This window comes from Pseudomonas sp. SMN5, from assembly GCF_052041925.1.
Classification (GTDB): Bacteria; Pseudomonadota; Gammaproteobacteria; order Pseudomonadales; family Pseudomonadaceae; genus Aquipseudomonas.
Map to the genome: position 1 here is coordinate 80,968 of NZ_JBKGGX010000001.1, position 15,661 is coordinate 96,628.

12 protein-coding genes are annotated in these 15,661 nt (G+C 53.6%); 10 read left to right on the forward strand and 2 right to left on the reverse strand.

The window, feature by feature from the left end; translation table 11 throughout:
* Positions 1-27: 27 nt before the first annotated feature.
* Together ACLEJR_RS00360 and ACLEJR_RS00365 are read right to left on the reverse strand one after the other, a co-directional pair.
* On the reverse strand, positions 28-1,437 hold the full coding sequence (locus tag ACLEJR_RS00360) for an APC family permease (protein WP_047739019.1): 1,410 nt from the start codon (positions 1,435-1,437) through the stop codon (positions 28-30).
* Positions 1,438-1,715: 278 nt separating this feature from the next.
* Complete coding sequence (locus ACLEJR_RS00365; protein ID WP_144419461.1) at positions 1,716-2,009, reverse strand: hypothetical protein; 294 nt, start codon at positions 2,007-2,009, stop codon at positions 1,716-1,718.
* A gap of 175 nt (positions 2,010-2,184) precedes the next feature.
* On the opposite strand from ACLEJR_RS00365, the gene ACLEJR_RS00370 reads away from it, so the two are divergent.
* The 10 genes from ACLEJR_RS00370 to qhpE all read left to right on the forward strand — a co-directional run bounded on the left by ACLEJR_RS00370 (position 2,185) and on the right by qhpE (position 15,576).
* Positions 2,185-2,853, forward strand: a complete 669-nt coding sequence (locus tag ACLEJR_RS00370) for a helix-turn-helix domain-containing protein (RefSeq protein WP_144419459.1) — start codon at positions 2,185-2,187, stop codon at positions 2,851-2,853.
* 431 nt (positions 2,854-3,284) lie between these two features.
* A complete protein-coding gene (locus ACLEJR_RS00375) occupies positions 3,285-5,003 on the forward strand; it encodes an ABC transporter ATP-binding protein (RefSeq protein ID WP_047739018.1) in 1,719 nt (572 codons plus the stop codon).
* A 73-nt stretch (positions 5,004-5,076) separates the two neighbouring features.
* Positions 5,077-6,381, forward strand: a complete 1,305-nt coding sequence (gene qhpG, locus ACLEJR_RS00380) for a flavin-dependent monooxygenase QhpG (protein ID WP_047739017.1) — start codon at positions 5,077-5,079, stop codon at positions 6,379-6,381.
* 254 nt (positions 6,382-6,635) lie between these two features.
* On the forward strand, positions 6,636-8,111 hold the full coding sequence (locus tag ACLEJR_RS00385; protein WP_047739016.1) for a benzaldehyde dehydrogenase: 1,476 nt from the start codon (positions 6,636-6,638) through the stop codon (positions 8,109-8,111).
* Positions 8,112-8,193: 82 nt separating this feature from the next.
* A complete protein-coding gene (locus ACLEJR_RS00390) occupies positions 8,194-10,059 on the forward strand; it encodes a sigma-54-dependent Fis family transcriptional regulator (protein WP_160310729.1) in 1,866 nt (621 codons plus the stop codon).
* A gap of 440 nt (positions 10,060-10,499) precedes the next feature.
* Complete coding sequence (gene peaA, locus ACLEJR_RS00395; RefSeq protein WP_047739013.1) at positions 10,500-12,050, forward strand: quinohemoprotein amine dehydrogenase subunit alpha; 1,551 nt, start codon at positions 10,500-10,502, stop codon at positions 12,048-12,050.
* Between the two features lie 7 nt (positions 12,051-12,057).
* Complete coding sequence (gene peaB / locus ACLEJR_RS00400) at positions 12,058-13,491, forward strand: quinohemoprotein amine dehydrogenase maturation protein (protein ID WP_047739012.1); 1,434 nt, start codon at positions 12,058-12,060, stop codon at positions 13,489-13,491.
* On the forward strand, positions 13,488-13,814 hold the full coding sequence (qhpC, locus tag ACLEJR_RS00405) for a quinohemoprotein amine dehydrogenase subunit gamma (protein ID WP_011334374.1): 327 nt from the start codon (positions 13,488-13,490) through the stop codon (positions 13,812-13,814). The genes peaB and qhpC overlap by 4 nt, the downstream gene beginning before the upstream one ends.
* A gap of 5 nt (positions 13,815-13,819) precedes the next feature.
* Positions 13,820-14,908, forward strand: coding sequence for a quinohemoprotein amine dehydrogenase subunit beta (gene peaD / locus ACLEJR_RS00410; RefSeq protein WP_047739011.1), 1,089 nt, complete (start codon positions 13,820-13,822; stop codon positions 14,906-14,908).
* Positions 14,908-15,576 (forward strand): subtilisin-like serine protease QhpE, encoded by a 669-nt coding sequence (gene qhpE / locus ACLEJR_RS00415; protein ID WP_047739010.1) that lies wholly within the window; start codon positions 14,908-14,910, stop codon positions 15,574-15,576. The genes peaD and qhpE overlap by 1 nt, the downstream gene beginning before the upstream one ends.
* The last annotated feature ends 85 nt before the right edge of the window (positions 15,577-15,661 follow it).

Below are 15,661 nucleotides of genomic sequence, written 5' to 3' on the forward strand. Positions count from 1 at the left end.
AATTTTGCTAGTGGGGAGGTGGTCGCTTCAGGTAATCGCAGGTGTCACAGGAAATTTCCCTTTGGCTCGGAGTCCATTAAAAACTCCCAGCGAGGCCGCTATCACAACCAACCATGGAAGCAGCGTTGCGATACCTTCCTTAGTACCGGTGAGTTCGCCAAAATTTGCCACGGCGAGAACAACGGCGGTTGCCAATCCACATCCACCAAGGGTGGGAGCGATCACGCCTTGCCATTTATTACATCTCTGGGTTTGGAGAGTGAATCCCACGACAGCGGCTGCCCCCAAAGTCTGCAAGGCGAGTACAGCAAGGGTGCCAAGTCCAACCATCCACATGTAGAGGTGCATTATCGGGTCGGCATTGGTGATCATGAAGACACCAACGGCGACGACGGTTGTGATCGATAGCGCAATGCTTGCAACGTAAGGGCTAGCGTGTTTTGGATGTACTCGGCTGAGCTGGTGAGGTACGAAGTGGCTGCGAGCCAGTGCGAAAAGATAGCGGCTCAGGGCATTGTGAAAAGAGAGCAACACGGCAAAGACGCTCGTGACTACCAGGATTTTCATGATTTCGGTAGAAAGGGAGCCGACGTACTGTGTGTTGGCATTGAACACGAAATTGATCATGTCATTGGCGGCGAGGCTTTGAACATCGCTATTCGCATATGCCAGACCGAGACACCAAGTAGTAAGCGTGTAAAAGATCCCGATAATGGCAATGGCAACATATGTAGCAAGGGGAACTGTGCGGCTCGGGTTCTTCGCCTCTTCCCCATAAATGGTTGTTGACTCGAATCCTACAAAGCAACAAAACGCGAACATCAATGCCACCCCAAGGCCAGGTGTGAATATCTGGGAGGGCAGGAAGCCATTCCAAGAGAAATTCTTGGCGTCCGTTTGGGCGATGACCGCGATGTCAAAGACAAGCAGGATCAGGATCTCGAAAATCATCAGCACGCCTAACACCTTGGCTGACACTTTAACGTCCATGTATCCGAAAATACCGACCAGTCCAATGATGAGAAGAGCTACGACGCACCAGTCCATCTGCAATCCCGCCATCGACAGAGCAAGGTCTGCCCCGAACGCAGCGAATTGACCGTAGATGCCAGTCAACATCGCGATATAGGCAAGTAGCGCGATTCCGCCAGCTGCGTTGCCTGCTGCTCGTCCTAATCCGTGAGTCACTAGCTCGGCGAAGCCACCAGCACTGATCACATGACGACTCATCGCTGCAAATCCAATGGCAAAAAGCAGCAGGACGAGCGAGGCGATTAGATAGATGCCTGGAGCGCCTGTACCTCCCATAGCGAAAACCACAGGGCCTGCACCAAGGGTGGCGCCGAGCGGGGCCGCAGCTGCAATTACAAAAAAGACGATGTCGGAGACACCTAAGGATTTGGGCTTAAGCCCTGGTTGTGTCGGCTCAATTTGCATACAGGCCTCCCCTTACAGCAAGACGGGATTTGAATTGTTATTGGTAGCCTGATTTTTCGCTCAGTGGCTAAGACTGGCAATCTGCAAACGCTGATCGTTCGATCTTAGTCGGTGATTGAACTGACGCTAGGCCGTAATCATGCCCGGGCATGCGTAGCCCGTGGTCGTCCGTTCACCTGGAGCTTGTACTGAATAGGTGCCCTTATAAGGGAGAGCCGCTATAGGAAAAGCTCCAGCTGTCCAAGTTATCCTATGAGTTGGATAAAACGTCATGAATTTTAGATCTTAAAGACATCTACCAAGTTCTTCTGCTTGATAGCTTGATCATTTAACGTTTGGCTAGTTTGGTAAGATTGTCGGCTTTTTTCAGATAGCGCCTCTGTTACATCGCGAATTTTGGGTACTCCTCTACTTGCTTCCTCTGCCACACGACTTTGTTGTTCCGCCGCGCGGCAATCTGCAATGTCAATATCATTGATAACGCTCACTGCCGAGCCAATGCTATGGAATGACTGCGCGGCTAAATTTACCTTCTGGACACCCTCTGCTATATGTAGGGTGCCGTTGTGCATTGCTTTATGAACATTGGAGGCAATTAACTGAAGCTTTCTATAACTTCACGAATTCATACCGAAGCGAAGCAGTCTGCATCACTGGGAAATCACGCCTCATCGACACGTCGATCTTGCCCAGGTTTTGTATATCCACCAGGGTCACGCACAGATCGAGATTGAGGGCCAAGCAAGTGTGGTTAATGATGCCACGCTGCAGTTCATACCTCCCTTGCGTGTTTATGGATTTCGATTTTATAAAAATGTAGATGGATATGTGGTGACCATGGCAGCGCCTTTGGTGGCCAGATTGGGTGTAATCACCGGGTTAGATTCAAGCGTTTTTGAGAGTCCTGGCGGCTGGTCAGTAGGTAATGACAAGAACCACCTTTATGCGCAGCTTTCAGCACTCAGCAAGGAATATCACAGCAGTCAGCCAGGTCGGGATGTGATGCTCCAATCCTTTATCCAGCCAGTTCTCGTGTGGCTTGCACGCCAAACAATTCAGCATCGCAGCAAGAGCGCGCCTTTAAGGTCCGGGCATGAATTGATGCGGCGCTTTCAGCGTTTGCTCGATACAGAATTCAAGCTTCAACCCAAGCTTGAAAGTCTTGCTCACAGGCTCGGTGTCTCTGCTCGAACATTGAATGCCACATGCCGAGAATGGACAGGCGAAAGTGCCTTGCCCCTCCTTCACCAACGTTTGCTCTTGGAAGCAAAGCGCCAACTCATTTACACCACAATGAGTGTTGCTCAGATCAGTGATGCTCTCGGATTTGCCGAACCGACCTACTTTGCGCGTTTCTTCCGTAGGCTCACAGGCAAGAGCCCACGAGAATTTCGAGCAGGGGAGGAGCGGCTGTAGCGACTATGTCTTGTTTGTTGCTATATACGCATACCGCTCGTGCAATTTTCACGTTCGTCTTAAAATTACTTATGAATCGTATCGAGTTCTACCATGACGGTCGAGCCTCAGGTTGAGTGATCAGCGAAATGTGTTCAGTTCCTGAACACTTGTGTTCTCCATAACTCGGAAGCCGGGGGAATCAGCATCCCAGTTATGAGCCTTCCTGAATCCCCTTGCAGACTGGATGCTCAGGCATGAAGGCGCCAACTGGCCTTAGGCGGGAGGAGGGCCAGGGAGCATAGTACGCGAGCGTGCACACTGATCGATTGCCAGGCTGGCTCATAATTTGCATCTAAGGTGATGGTTGAAAGCGCAGATCTACATAAGACACTGGCGCAGGGATTGACCATGATAAAAATAAGTACCTTTGTGCCATGCGGAGCTGTTCGATGCAGCGACTGATTTCTTGGCTGATCGACAGCCAGCATCCAGAGTCGTTGCTGGCTGCGTTGCGTTGGCTTTACAGCTTTGTACGTCCGCATCGACTGGCCATCGTCGGGCTGCTCGGCTTGTCAGTTTGTGCCTCGCTTTTGGTGTTGCTGCAACCTTGGCTGACGAAACTTCTGATCGACGATGGTTTGCTCGCACGAGACTTTTCGAAGCTGGTAACAATCGCAAGCCTGATGATCGTCGCAGGCATACTCGGAACAGTGCTTTCGGGGATGAATCGTTACTTGCACACACGCTTGTCCGGACGGATTTTATTTTCGCTACGTGACGACCTTTATCGACACCTGCAAACCTTGGCGCCGAGCTTTTATGCTCAACGACGCATCGGTGATGTGATGTCACGGCTAGATGGTGATGTCGCTGAGATCCAGCGCTTTGCCGTGGACTCATTGTTTTCGGCAGTATCGAGCGTGGTCGGGCTGATATGTGCGGTAGTCATGTTAGTGACGCTGTCGTGGAAGCTGTCGCTGCTGGTTCTGGTGCTGATTCCTTTCGACATCCTGTGGTTGCGCTGGATGCGCCGCAAAGTCGAGCGCGATGTAAGGCGGTTGCGTGAGTGTTCTGCGGACGTTTCGTCGTTCATGGTCGAGACACTGCCAGTGATGAAGTTCATTCAATCTGCCGGTCAGCAAAAGCGAGAATCGAATCGATTGGAAGCGTTGGGACAGGGCTATATGCAGCAATTGCTGAAGCTGCAGATTACCGAGTTTTTTACGCAGGCTGTTCCGGGAACATTAACGTCATTGGCGCGTGCCTGTGCCTTTCTCCTGGGAGGCTACTGGGTGGTTCAAGGCACGTGGCAACTCGGTGCGTTGATCGCGTTTTCCACTTACCTAGGGATGGCGGTGGGACCAGTCCAAAGCCTGCTGGGCCTTTATGTTGCGATACAAAGGATGACGGTCAGTCTCGGGCGGGTCATGGAGCTACGCGGCGAAGAGCCTACTGTCCTCAGCCCTGTATTACCCAAGCCGATGCCCGCCCAAGGGGAGTTGCGTTTCGATGACGTTCACTTCACCCATCCAGGTCGTCTCAGCACCCTGCACGGTGTCGATGCGTGCATTCCTTATGGCTTGAAAGTTGCGCTGAGCGGTGGCTCCGGGGTGGGTAAATCAACATTGATAGACCTTCTTCAGCGCCACCTCGATCCACAGGCTGGGCGGGTGCTGTTGGGAGAAATCGACCTGCGAGAGTTCGACCTGTTCGAGCTACGGCAACGGATTGCCGTGGTCAGCCAAGACATCGTGTTGTTTCGTGGCAGTCTCGCCGACAACCTGGCCTACGCCGTGCCGCACGCCAGTCGGGAAGCCATAACCGCAGTGGCGCAACTCGCGCAGCTTGATAGCTTGATCGCGTCACTGCCCGAAGGGCTCGACAGCCCTTTGGGTGAACGCGGTCAACAATTGTCTGGCGGACAAAAACAACGAATCGCAATCGCTCGGGCACTGCTACAGGATCCGATGATTTTAGTCATGGACGAAGCCACGTCTGCGGTAGATGAAGCCACCGAGCGTGACGTCATCGAAGCCATCGACCGATTATTTGCCGGGCGCACGCGAATCCTGATCAGTCATCGCCCTTCAACACTGGCCAATGCAGACCTACATTTTGAGCTGCTCGACGGCGTGTTGAGGCCTAAATCGGTCCAACACGAAATCTGATCATGAGGATTTGCATGATGTTTCAAGCACGTTCCTTGTATCCCTTCGTTGGCTCGGGCGAGAGGCCTTGCCGATGACTGGCCCCAGAATACTCATCCTTGGTGCCGGACCGGCCGGAGCGGCGGTGGCGCTGGGGTTACGGCGGTTAGGTTATTCGGTCTCGCTGGCCAGCGAATGGCGAAGATTCGCAGCGCTGGAGGGCGTCTCGGTTCGTGTGCTTGAGGCTTTGCACAGCGCGGGATTCCATCACGCCTTGGGCGACGCGACATTGCCTTCACAGCGCGAAGTCGCGTGGAACGGTCAGCAACATTCCCAAAACATAGAATATTTATTGGACCGTACGACATTCGATAAAGGGCTACGGGAAGACTTGCGCCTGGCCGGGGTGGAGTTGATAGACGGACGCGTGCTGGGCATCGAAAGCTCAACGGACGGGCACAAAGTCGAGGTCCAAGGACATGGCGCAATCAAGGCGGACTTCTTGGTAGAGGCACGAGGACGCCAAGCCCCCTCGCTTGGTAAAGGTGTGCGTGGGCCGGAGACCGTAAGCTTGCTCAATCGATGGCAAGGTCGGCCGGGTGCCACCGCCAGCGCAGTAGAAAGCCTCAAGGACGGTTGGGTATGGATGGCTCGGCGAGCCGATGGCCAGTGTTATTGGCAGTGGACGCTGGATGTCGCCAGTGCCGACCTGCCTGATAAGCGCGATCTACTTCAATATTGTCTTGAGCGACGTCTGGATTCGGTTGTTGCGCAAGCATTCTTTGGCCCGCAGCGTCAGATCGATGTGCAGGTGCTTGCACGCAGCAGCACGGCAATTCTGAATCCACACGTTTGCAGCGATCATTGGATACGAGTCGGTGACGCTGCGATGGCGGTCGATCCGCTCTCGGGAAACGGCATATTCCAATCATTATCCTCGGCACTGCAGGCGCCGACGGTGATCAACACGTTGCTGTGCAAACCCGAGCGATCGGCATTGGCCCAGCGGTTTCACCAGCAGCGAGTCGAGCAATTGTTCATGCGTTTCGCGAGGATTGGTCGGGACTTTTACCTCGACGAACAGCGATGGCAAGACCAACCATTCTGGCTTGCTCGCAGACAGTGGCCGGATGCGGTGGCCGCTCATGCCGAAGCGAATTTCGACGCCCTGAAGATTGAGCGCGCCCCTGTACTGTGTGACGGGTTCGTAGTTGAGGCGCAGGTAGTGATTACCCCGGATCAACCCTTGGGTGCCTGGCAGGTGCACGGGGTCGAGCTGGCGCCGCTTGTGCAACGGTTACGCTCGGAGCCGCACGAGCAGGTGCTTGCCGGGTTGACGGAATCTCAGGGGCGTGGGGTTCGAAGCTGGTTGTTGTCGCAGGGATACAGGCCTGTCTGAATTCAGTGTTTACGATCAGCGGAAAGTTGCTCATTCTATAACTTTGCTAATCATCGATGACTATGTCGTCGCCGAACAATATGTCTGTGCGGTCGACCGGTGTTCAATTGTGGAACACATTTTTTTGTCGGTGTGCAAACATTAAACAGAAAGTTTCGTGTGTGTTCCTGAAATGGCATTGGCACGCCTTGTGCTGTAACCGAAGGAGTTCCAGACATAGCACTGCCCTAAAAATAATTTACATAGGTAACGTCATGAATCAAACTTTAAAATTTCTGCCAGAGGAGCTCTGGAGTCACTGTGTTTTCGACGGTACTTGGATAAATGTTTCTCCTAACGTCAGTCAGGTCATAGAGCCTGCAACGGGGGCATCGTTGGGTTGCATCGGCATGGCTGACGCGGCGTCGGTTTCAGCGGCGGCTCGCGTGGCTAATGAAGTACAAGCGGATTGGTTCCTCACTGATTATGAAGAACGTGCCGCAATCATGCGTAAAGCGGCAGAAATCGCAGAACTGCATTTTGGCGATATCGTCGAGTGGTTGGTTAGAGAAAGCGGTTCGACCCAGTTAAAAGCGGCGTTTGAAACCCGTGTAACGATAAAAGCGTTGCAGGAAAGCGCCATGATGCCTGGGAAAAGCCAGGGTGACGTTCTGCCCAATGCTCCGGGATCCGGTCGCCTCAGCCTAGCCAGGCGTCGTCCAATAGGGGTTGTAGGGGTCATCTCACCTTTCAATTTTCCGCTTTACCTTGCTATGCGCTCGGTCGCGCCTGCTTTGGCCGTCGGTAACAGTGTCGTGCTGAAGCCCGATCCCCGAACCGCCGTTAGTGGCGGGCTGGTCATTGGGCGCTTATTTGAGCTTGCTGGGCTGCCGAAGGGCGTTCTCCACGTCTTGCCGGGTGCGGGCGATGCGGGCGCAGCGTTGGTTGAATCGCCAGACGTGGCAATGATCCAATTTACCGGATCGACCGCCGCAGGTCGCAAAGTCGGCGAAGCGGCTGGCCGCAACCTGAAGAAGGTGTCGCTGGAATTAGGCGGGAAGAATTCGTTGATAATTCTGGACGATGCGAATCTCGACTTGGCAGTTGCCAACGCCATCTGGGGAACGTTTTTGCACCAGGGGCAAATCTGCATGGCTACTGGGCGCATTCTCGTTCAGCGCAGCCTGTATCCGGCCTTCCTCAAAGCACTGACTGCCAAAGTGGGCAAGCTCTCGGTGGGTGATCCCGCTACGACAAAGGTCTCGCTCGGGCCGCTTATCAATGCACACCAGCGCGATCAAGTGGCCAAGATTGTCCGCGAGGCTCAGCAGGCCGGTGCAAAACTCGAAGTGGGTGGGCGTTACGAAGAGCTTTTCTTCCAGCCGACGGTGCTCAGCGATGTCAAACCGGACAATCCCGCGTTCCGTGAAGAGATTTTTGGACCCGTCGCCGTTGTCGTGCCCTTTGACTCTGACGAGGAAGCAATACGACTCGCTAACGACACGGAATACGGCTTGGCTGCCGGCATCATCAGTTCGAACATTGGCCGTGCGATGAAGGTCGGTGACAAGCTTCGGACCGGAATGCTTCATATCAATGACCAGACAGTCAATGACGAAGTGGTGAATCCATTCGGCGGCTGGGGCGCATCTGGAAATGGCACGAGCGTGGGAGGGGCGGCGAACTGGGAAGAGTTCACTCAATGGCAATGGTTGACCATCAAGGATGAGGCCACGCCTTATGCCCTGTAAGGCACTGGATCGAACATAACTGCAAGATCTTGAAGAAAAAACGCCCGTTCTGAACGGGCGCTTTTTTATGCTATGTAATTATATGCGGCTGGTCATTATTAATGATAAAAACATACAAGAATGTAGAAAGGTAATGAGTGGTCAGCAAATGAATATAAGAGACATGCACGGCCTTGATGAGGTTCGGCGTCGCTTTCTGGATGGACACTCCTTGCCGGCGGATCTGCTGCCTCCTGCAGTAGCCAGTTCTTGGGAGCGGTCCAGGAAAGCAGGGCTCTCACCTTGGGATAAGCGACTGTCTGGACGTTGGCGCGCCCATGAATTGAGTAGTTCGGATTCGCGTTTGGCTGCATGCGCTCAACCTGAGCTCGACAGGCTGTGGGGAATATTCGGAGGGCAAGACTGGGCCCTGTTTTGTGTCAACCTCGAAGGCGTGATCGTTTATGCCAAGCACGCGTCCCAGCCCGACACTGTGGACTCACTGAAAGTGGGAAAGCGCGTCAATGAAGTGGATATCGGAACCACGGCGCCCAGTTGCACACTCCATGAGCAGCAGCCGTTTATCGTCTGCGGCGGTATGCACTACTTGAAAGAATTTGAAAATTTTTTCTGCGTATCCGTACCCGTTTTCGGTGTGCGTGGGGAGCTGGTGGGTGCAATCGACATAACCGGTATCGGCCAGCGCAATGCGACTGCTGTTCTGGAGCAGCTAAAGATCGCGTCCATGGCCATCGAAAGCAGGTTGTATTCGGGGTTGGTGGATTGCCAGATCGTAGCACTTCAGTTTGACGCGAGATTGATAGGAACACCTTTCCAGGGATTGGTCGCTTTCGATCAGAATGGAAGGTTCTGTGCCGCCAATAAAGTCGCAAAGAAGATATTGGGCATCGATGCTTCTGCGCCAGTCGAGTCTTCATTGGATTGGGATAGTTTTTTTGAGCGTGGGCCACAGTCCATAGTTGTGAACTCACCCAGTCTGATAGCGCTCAACGACGGGTCTTCGGTTTATGCCCAGTCATTATCGTTGCCTGGCGGCGCTCAGCCTGCTGCTCGTTTGCGCCATACATCCCCTGGGGTTGGACACGATCCTGCGCTCAATCAGCAATTCAACATGGCCTCGAAAGCCTTTGCAGCGAGCATTCCCGTCATCCTGCAGGGCGAAACGGGTACAGGAAAAGAGGTGTTCGCCAGGGCGCTTCACGACTCGTTGAATCCTGGTGCTCCGTTCATAGCCATTAACTGTTCTGCCATACCCGAGAATCTGATTGAGTCCGAGCTGTTCGGCTACGTTGAAGGAACGTTTACAGGGGCACGTCGAGGCGGTGCGAAAGGTCGTATCGAAGAAGCGCATGGCGGGACTTTGTTGCTCGATGAGATTGGCGATATGCCGTTCAATCTTCAGACCCGGCTGCTTCGGGTACTGCAGGAGAGGGAAGTAACCCGTCTCGGCAGCTCAGAACGACATCCAGTCGATGTAAGAGTTATTAGCGCGACCCATTGCGATATCCACAAGCTTATTGAGGAGCATCGTTTCAGAGAGGATCTTTTTTATCGCCTCAATGGCATGCAGGTTCGGATTCCGGCGCTCCGTCAGCGGCAGGATATGGAAGATATCATCACCAAATTGACCCAGCGCTATCAGGGAGGCGCGATTCATCCCGCAGCGTTGGAGCTGCTGAAGAATCAGGAGTGGCGCGGAAATATCAGGCAACTGGAGCAAGTGATCCGGCTGGCTGTGGCGTTGGCTGGCGCAGGGCTCGTGATCCTGCCGGAACACTTTCCAGGCTTGGAGCAGCCTGACGAGAAGCGTGATGAGAAATCGTTAAAGGAATTTGAAAGGAAGAAGATTCAAGACGCGCTGGATGCCAATGGCGGCAACGTGAAAGCGACTGCGCAGCAGCTCGGCGTTGCTCGCGGCACTATCTATCGTAAGCTAAAAATGGAATAGCTTGTTATGCCTTTCAGATTGAGGGGGTTATCACTGGCCCCCCTCTTGGCGTGATAGTTATTTGATTGCATTCATCAATGTTTGTCTCCGAACGGCGCGGATACACGCTCTAACCCATCTCTGATCATTTTTGCGCCTCAAGCCGCCAATTGAACAGACGTTATACATCGCGACTTAGGTGTGTATCGCACCCTGAGAGGCGTTGAACACTGTGTTCAGAAATAGATCACTCCTCTTGTTTCTTGTCATGATTTTTTCATTTTTATCTATATAAATCAGCGTGTTGTGTGAGATGGCACGGAATATGTATATGAATGAAAAGACACTCTGAGGCCACCCCGGGTTTTGGAGTGCGATAAAACAAAAACTAAAGACAATATTATAAAAAAATCGCCAGCATGGGCTTTGTCCCCTGTGAAGAGCCAAAGGAATTCTGATCGATGAAACCACTCCGTCGCCTTGCGTTCATCTCATGTAGTACGGTGTTGGCGCTCGCTATCGCCCCGTTTGCGGCAGCACAACAAACAGGGGAACAGGTTTTAAATACCATGTGCGCCGGTTGTCACATTGCTGCCGATGGTAGTTTCGAGCGTATAGACGCCGTGCGTAAAACCCCCGAGGCCTGGGATATGACGGTCGTGCGGATGATGCGCAACCATCATGTTCCGCTGAGCCAGGATGACCGCACTGCGGTCGTGAGATACCTGGCCCAGACACGCGGGCTGAGCGTGAAGGAAACCGAGGGGCGTCGCTACGTCTTGGAAAAGGAGCCCGTCGCAACAGACGTGGCGCCTAACCAAATGATGACCGAGACCTGCTCCAGATGTCACTCCTATGCGCGGGTCGCCTTGCAACGTCGAACCCCTGCTGACTGGGAGAAGTTGCTCAACTTCCATTTGGGGCAATTCCCGACGCTGGAGCTTCAAGCCATGGCGCGTGACCGGGATTGGTGGACCTATGTTAATGGCGAAGTCCTGCCATTCCTGGCGAAAAACTACCCACTGGGTCAGGCACCCAAAGCAACCAATGCCAAATTGAGCGAGCGTTGGGTCGTGACCGGTCATCAACCAGGAAGCGGCGACTATTCGGGTACGTTGTCATTGAAGGCCGGGGAGGAGGGCTACGATGTTTCAATGACCCTCGATAACAAAGCAGGCTCTGCGACGTATCAAGGCCGGGGAGTGTTGCTGGGCGAGGGTGAGTGGCGCGCGACGTTAAGCGACGGCAAGCAGGAAATCCGGCAAGTGTTTGCTCTGAATGCAGACGGATCACTGACAGGTCGATGGTTCGAAAAATCCAATGAGGTCATTGGCGGACGCTTCATAGCTTCACCTGTCGATGCCTCGCCTCGGATTCTCGCTGTCAGTCCGACATACCTCAGAACCGGGACAGAAAGTGAGATCACGCTCGTCGGGGTGGGGCTGTCGGGTAAGCCGGTTCTACCGAAAGGCGTTACCGGGACCGTTGTTTCTCAGAGCGATACCAAAGTTGTGATGAAGCTTTCCTCGGAAAAGCCTTGGGGGGCAGTGAAGGTCAGCGTGGGCAAGGCAAGTGCGCCTCTGGTGGTTTTTTCCAAGCTTGACGGTGTACGCGTTGAGCCTGAACAAACTATCGCTCGGGTGGGCGGCAATGGTGGGCCCATCGCAAAGGTTCCCGCGCAGTTTGAGGCAATCGGCTTGCTCAAAGGAGCCGACCGAAAACTGGGAACCGCTGACGACATCCGTGTGGGGACGTTTGACGCCTCGTGGGCGGTGGACAACTGGGACGAAGGGGCTGCGAAGATGCAGGACACCAAGTACTCAGGTTCCATTGAACAGAACGGCCGTTTCACGCCAGCGGACGCGGGTTTAAATCCTGAACGGCCGATGTCTACCAACAACCTTGGCAATCTCAAGGTGATCGCCACCGTTGATGACAACGGCAAAACTCTCCAGGGCGAGGCGCATCTCTATGTCACCGTCCAGCGTTTCGTCGACACTCCTATTCGTTGAGGCTCTCATGACAGCGCTTACCCTTATTCGGCATAACGCGCATCAAATAGATGTGGACGGTCATGCCATGATGATGCATGTCCCCAGCAGCAGCCTTTTCGAGCTTGATGGGGTTGGTCGCGATGTATACGACCTGTTCAATCGCTTCGATAGTGTCGACAGCGAGGTCATGCGCACCGAGCTAGGCGCCCGACATTCCCCGGACAGTCTGGCAGAGTGCATCAGCAGTTTTATCGACCTGGATATCCTGCGCGAGCCAGGTATTGTCGAAGCGCCTCGCGTGATCGCCAAGGTTGATGAGATACCGCTTTCGACCATTGTTCTTAACGTGAATACAGGCTGCAATCTTTCCTGTACTTACTGCTACAAGGAAGACCTCACGACCCCCTCGAAGGGCGTCAAGATGAGCTTTGAAACCGCCAAGGCCTCGTTTGAGATGTTGCTCAAACAGGCAAAGAATCGGGACCAGGTCAATCTTGTGTTTTTTGGTGGTGAGCCGCTTTCCAACTACCCACTCATTCGCGAGATGGTGCCTTACGCCGAAGCCCGAGCGGCGCAAGAGGGCAAGAAGATTGATTTTTCGTTGACCACCAACGGCACGCTGTTAACAGAGCCCATGGTGGATTGGCTCAACGAGCATCGCTTTGGCCTGACGGTATCAATGGACGGTCCGAAAGCCATGCATGATGCCAATCGCATTACGGTAGGTGGCAACGGAACCTATGACGTGGTGGCGCATAAGGTGCGGATGCTGCTGTCGCGCTATACCGCGAGGGCGGTCGGCGTCCGTGTGACACTGACCCGCGGCGTTACCGATGTGTTGGGTATCCATCATCACCTGAAGAACGAACTGGGATTTGCTGAAGTTGGGTTTGGCCCAGCGACGTCGGGTCCGATTGCATCATTCAATCTGGATAACGATGCGCTGAAGCAAGTGTTCAGTGATATGAAGACCCTGGGACGCCGTTATGTCGATGCGGCTTGCCGTGGCGAAAATATCGGATTTTCCAACATGCACCAATTGCTGACAGATATTGCACAGGGCACCAAAAAAGTCGTGCCTTGTGGTGCCGGTCTGGGATTGCTGGCCGTTGATAAGGATGGCGACCTGCACCTGTGTCATCGTTTCGTTGGGTCTGATCAACCGACCTATGGCAACGTTGGTCGCGGTATCGATGTGCCTAAGTTGGCGGCGTTCATAGAAGGCGCCCAAGATCGCAGTAGTTTCGGTTGCAAAACCTGCCGTATTCGCTCTATTTGTGCGGGTGGGTGTTATCACGAGTCTTATGCGAAACAAGGTGATCCGTTTGCTCCTGTTTATCATTACTGTGACTTGCTGCGCGATTGGGTGGATTTCGGAATCGAATCTTACGTGCGAATAATGAAAAATAATCCTAGCTTCTTCCGTAATCATATCGAACCACGGAGCGCCAAAGTATGAAACATTTGACTCCCGCCAATGCCAAGGCCAAGGCCTTTGTTGAAGCTCACGCCGAAGGTCGTGAAGAAGAAGTTGTAGCAATGAACGCCTTGGTAGGCTGTTCGACTTCTTTTGATCCAGGATGGGAAATCGATGGGTTCGGTGGCGTTTCCAACCTTTGTCAGCCGATGGAAGCAGACTTGTACGCCTGTTCTGATCCTTGCTGGTGGCCTGCCCAAGTTCCAGACACGATGTCTACTTATCCGACGTGGGGCAAAGACACTGCGGACCCCACTCAAGATTGGCGCAACCTGAACTCCGTATTCCCCGAATCCAAGGGCTAATAATAATGATAAAGTCATCCTGCTTCGCCGTGCTGTCGGTAATCGCTGCAATGAGCGGCGTAACGCCTGCCGTGGCTAAAGATTTTTTGTCGGTGGTCGCGCACCCTGACAAAGTGTTCGTTGTGGACATGGACAACCGCAAGATCCTCAAAGAATTTGTCGTTGAAAACAGCGGTGCTACGCCAATTGTTTCCGCAGTAAGCCCTGATGCCAAATATGTATACGTCTTGGCGAATGGAAGCCAAAGCGTCATAAAGATGGACATGGAAACCGGAAAAAACCTGCTCCGATTGGACATGAGCAAAGCCGACGAGCGTGTCTGGGCGACGTGGGGCATGAATCTTTCGCCCGACGGCAAAACGCTCGCGGTGTATCAGAATCCGGTAAAACACCTGCGCAACGAATTCAAAGTCCAACCCACGCGCATTGCGTTATACGACGCGGAAACGTTGACGTTGAAATCAACAGCTCCTGCCCCTCGTCAAGTGACGATGCTGATGTACTCGACTGACGGGAAGAAGATTTATGCGTTGGGCAAGGATATGTATGTATTTGATGCCGAATCGGGAAAGCAATTGGAGGAGTTGCCTATCCAGAAATGGTCGCAAAAGGATCATTTCCCCCCCGATATGCTTAACGTCTGGTATCAGTACGACAACTCTCAGCTCATGGTCGCCCCATACTACGTCAAGTTGCGCAATAAAGACCCCGCGTCCCCTGAAACATTCCAAACGGGGCTGCTTACCCTTGATCTGAAGAAGGGCAAGTTGCACATGAACGATATTGAACCCACCCAGACCATTTATTTCTCCATGGCGGCTAGCCCGGACCAAAAGCGCGCCTATGCGGTTTATAACGTGCTCCAGTCTTTCGACTTGGAACAGGGTGGCAAACCCCTCAAGCAAGTAAGCCTCCCCCATACGTTTTATTCCGTCGTCGTCAGCTCCGATAACAGATACGTGTGGATTGGTGGCGCGGGTGGTGATTTGCTTATTTATGACGGTGCCAGTTTGGAGAAGGTCGGGGAGCTGAAGCTGCCCGGTAACCCCAACATGTCGAACAACTCAGCCCTGCGATTGTTCACGGTTCAGTAATGGCCGTCCGTATAGGTGTGATTGACAGCGGAGGACTTTCGATGGACATCGAAGGTTCTCTGGCCTTTCTTCCCGATGGGCGGGTCGAGGCGTGCGCACCGGACCGCCTGGGGCACGGAACGATCGTTGCGAAGATTATTCGTAATAGCTGCCCTCAAGCAATCATTACCCATGCGCAAGTGTTTCAGGAGCGGCCGGTGACAACCGCCACTCAGGTTTCCATGGCGCTCGACTGGTTCGTCTCGCAGCCAGCTTCTCATCGAGTGGACATTGTCTGCATGAGCCTGGGGCTTGCTGCTGATCGTGCGCCTTTGCGTGAGGCTGTCTATAACGCCGGTGCTGAGAAAGTGTTGATTGTTGCGGCCAGGCCGGCCCGAGGTAGCACGTGTTATCCGGCAGATTACGAGAGCGTGATAGGCGGTACCGGAGATGCGCGTTGTACGTGGGACCAACTCTCGCGCTTGGGGCCTCGTTTGTTTGGCGCCTGGAGTAACTCACCTGAACAGGCCGGGGAGGGCATGGCGGGTGCCAGTCTGGGCGCAGCGAGGGTAGCGGGGCATTTAGCCAACATCCTTTTGCGAGAAGGACGTGCTCTGGAAATCCAAGAGGCGCTTTCCCTGATGGGCGAGTGTTGCGATTACTTCGGGCCTGAAAGAAGAACTGGCTGAAGGGATGTGATCGCGCAGGTACATCAATCAGTCATGTTGAGTCATTGATTTGGCTCCACTAAAAAATATCCCGGGTACGGGGAGG

Coding starts and splice junctions, on each gene's coding strand:
- ACLEJR_RS00365 (WP_144419461.1), bottom strand. CDS start 2,009: ATGCACAACGGCACCCTACATATAGCAGAGGGTGTCCAGAAGGTAAAT.
- ACLEJR_RS00390 (WP_160310729.1), top strand. CDS start 8,194: ATGCGGCTGGTCATTATTAATGATAAAAACATACAAGAATGTAGAAAG.
- peaA (WP_047739013.1), top strand. CDS start 10,500: ATGAAACCACTCCGTCGCCTTGCGTTCATCTCATGTAGTACGGTGTTG.
- ACLEJR_RS00385 (WP_047739016.1), top strand. CDS start 6,636: ATGAATCAAACTTTAAAATTTCTGCCAGAGGAGCTCTGGAGTCACTGT.
- qhpG (WP_047739017.1), top strand. CDS start 5,077: ATGACTGGCCCCAGAATACTCATCCTTGGTGCCGGACCGGCCGGAGCG.
- ACLEJR_RS00375 (WP_047739018.1), top strand. CDS start 3,285: ATGCAGCGACTGATTTCTTGGCTGATCGACAGCCAGCATCCAGAGTCG.
- peaD (WP_047739011.1), top strand. CDS start 13,820: ATGATAAAGTCATCCTGCTTCGCCGTGCTGTCGGTAATCGCTGCAATG.
- qhpC (WP_011334374.1), top strand. CDS start 13,488: ATGAAACATTTGACTCCCGCCAATGCCAAGGCCAAGGCCTTTGTTGAA.
- qhpE (WP_047739010.1), top strand. CDS start 14,908: ATGGCCGTCCGTATAGGTGTGATTGACAGCGGAGGACTTTCGATGGAC.
- peaB (WP_047739012.1), top strand. CDS start 12,058: ATGACAGCGCTTACCCTTATTCGGCATAACGCGCATCAAATAGATGTG.
- ACLEJR_RS00360 (WP_047739019.1), bottom strand. CDS start 1,437: ATGCAAATTGAGCCGACACAACCAGGGCTTAAGCCCAAATCCTTAGGT.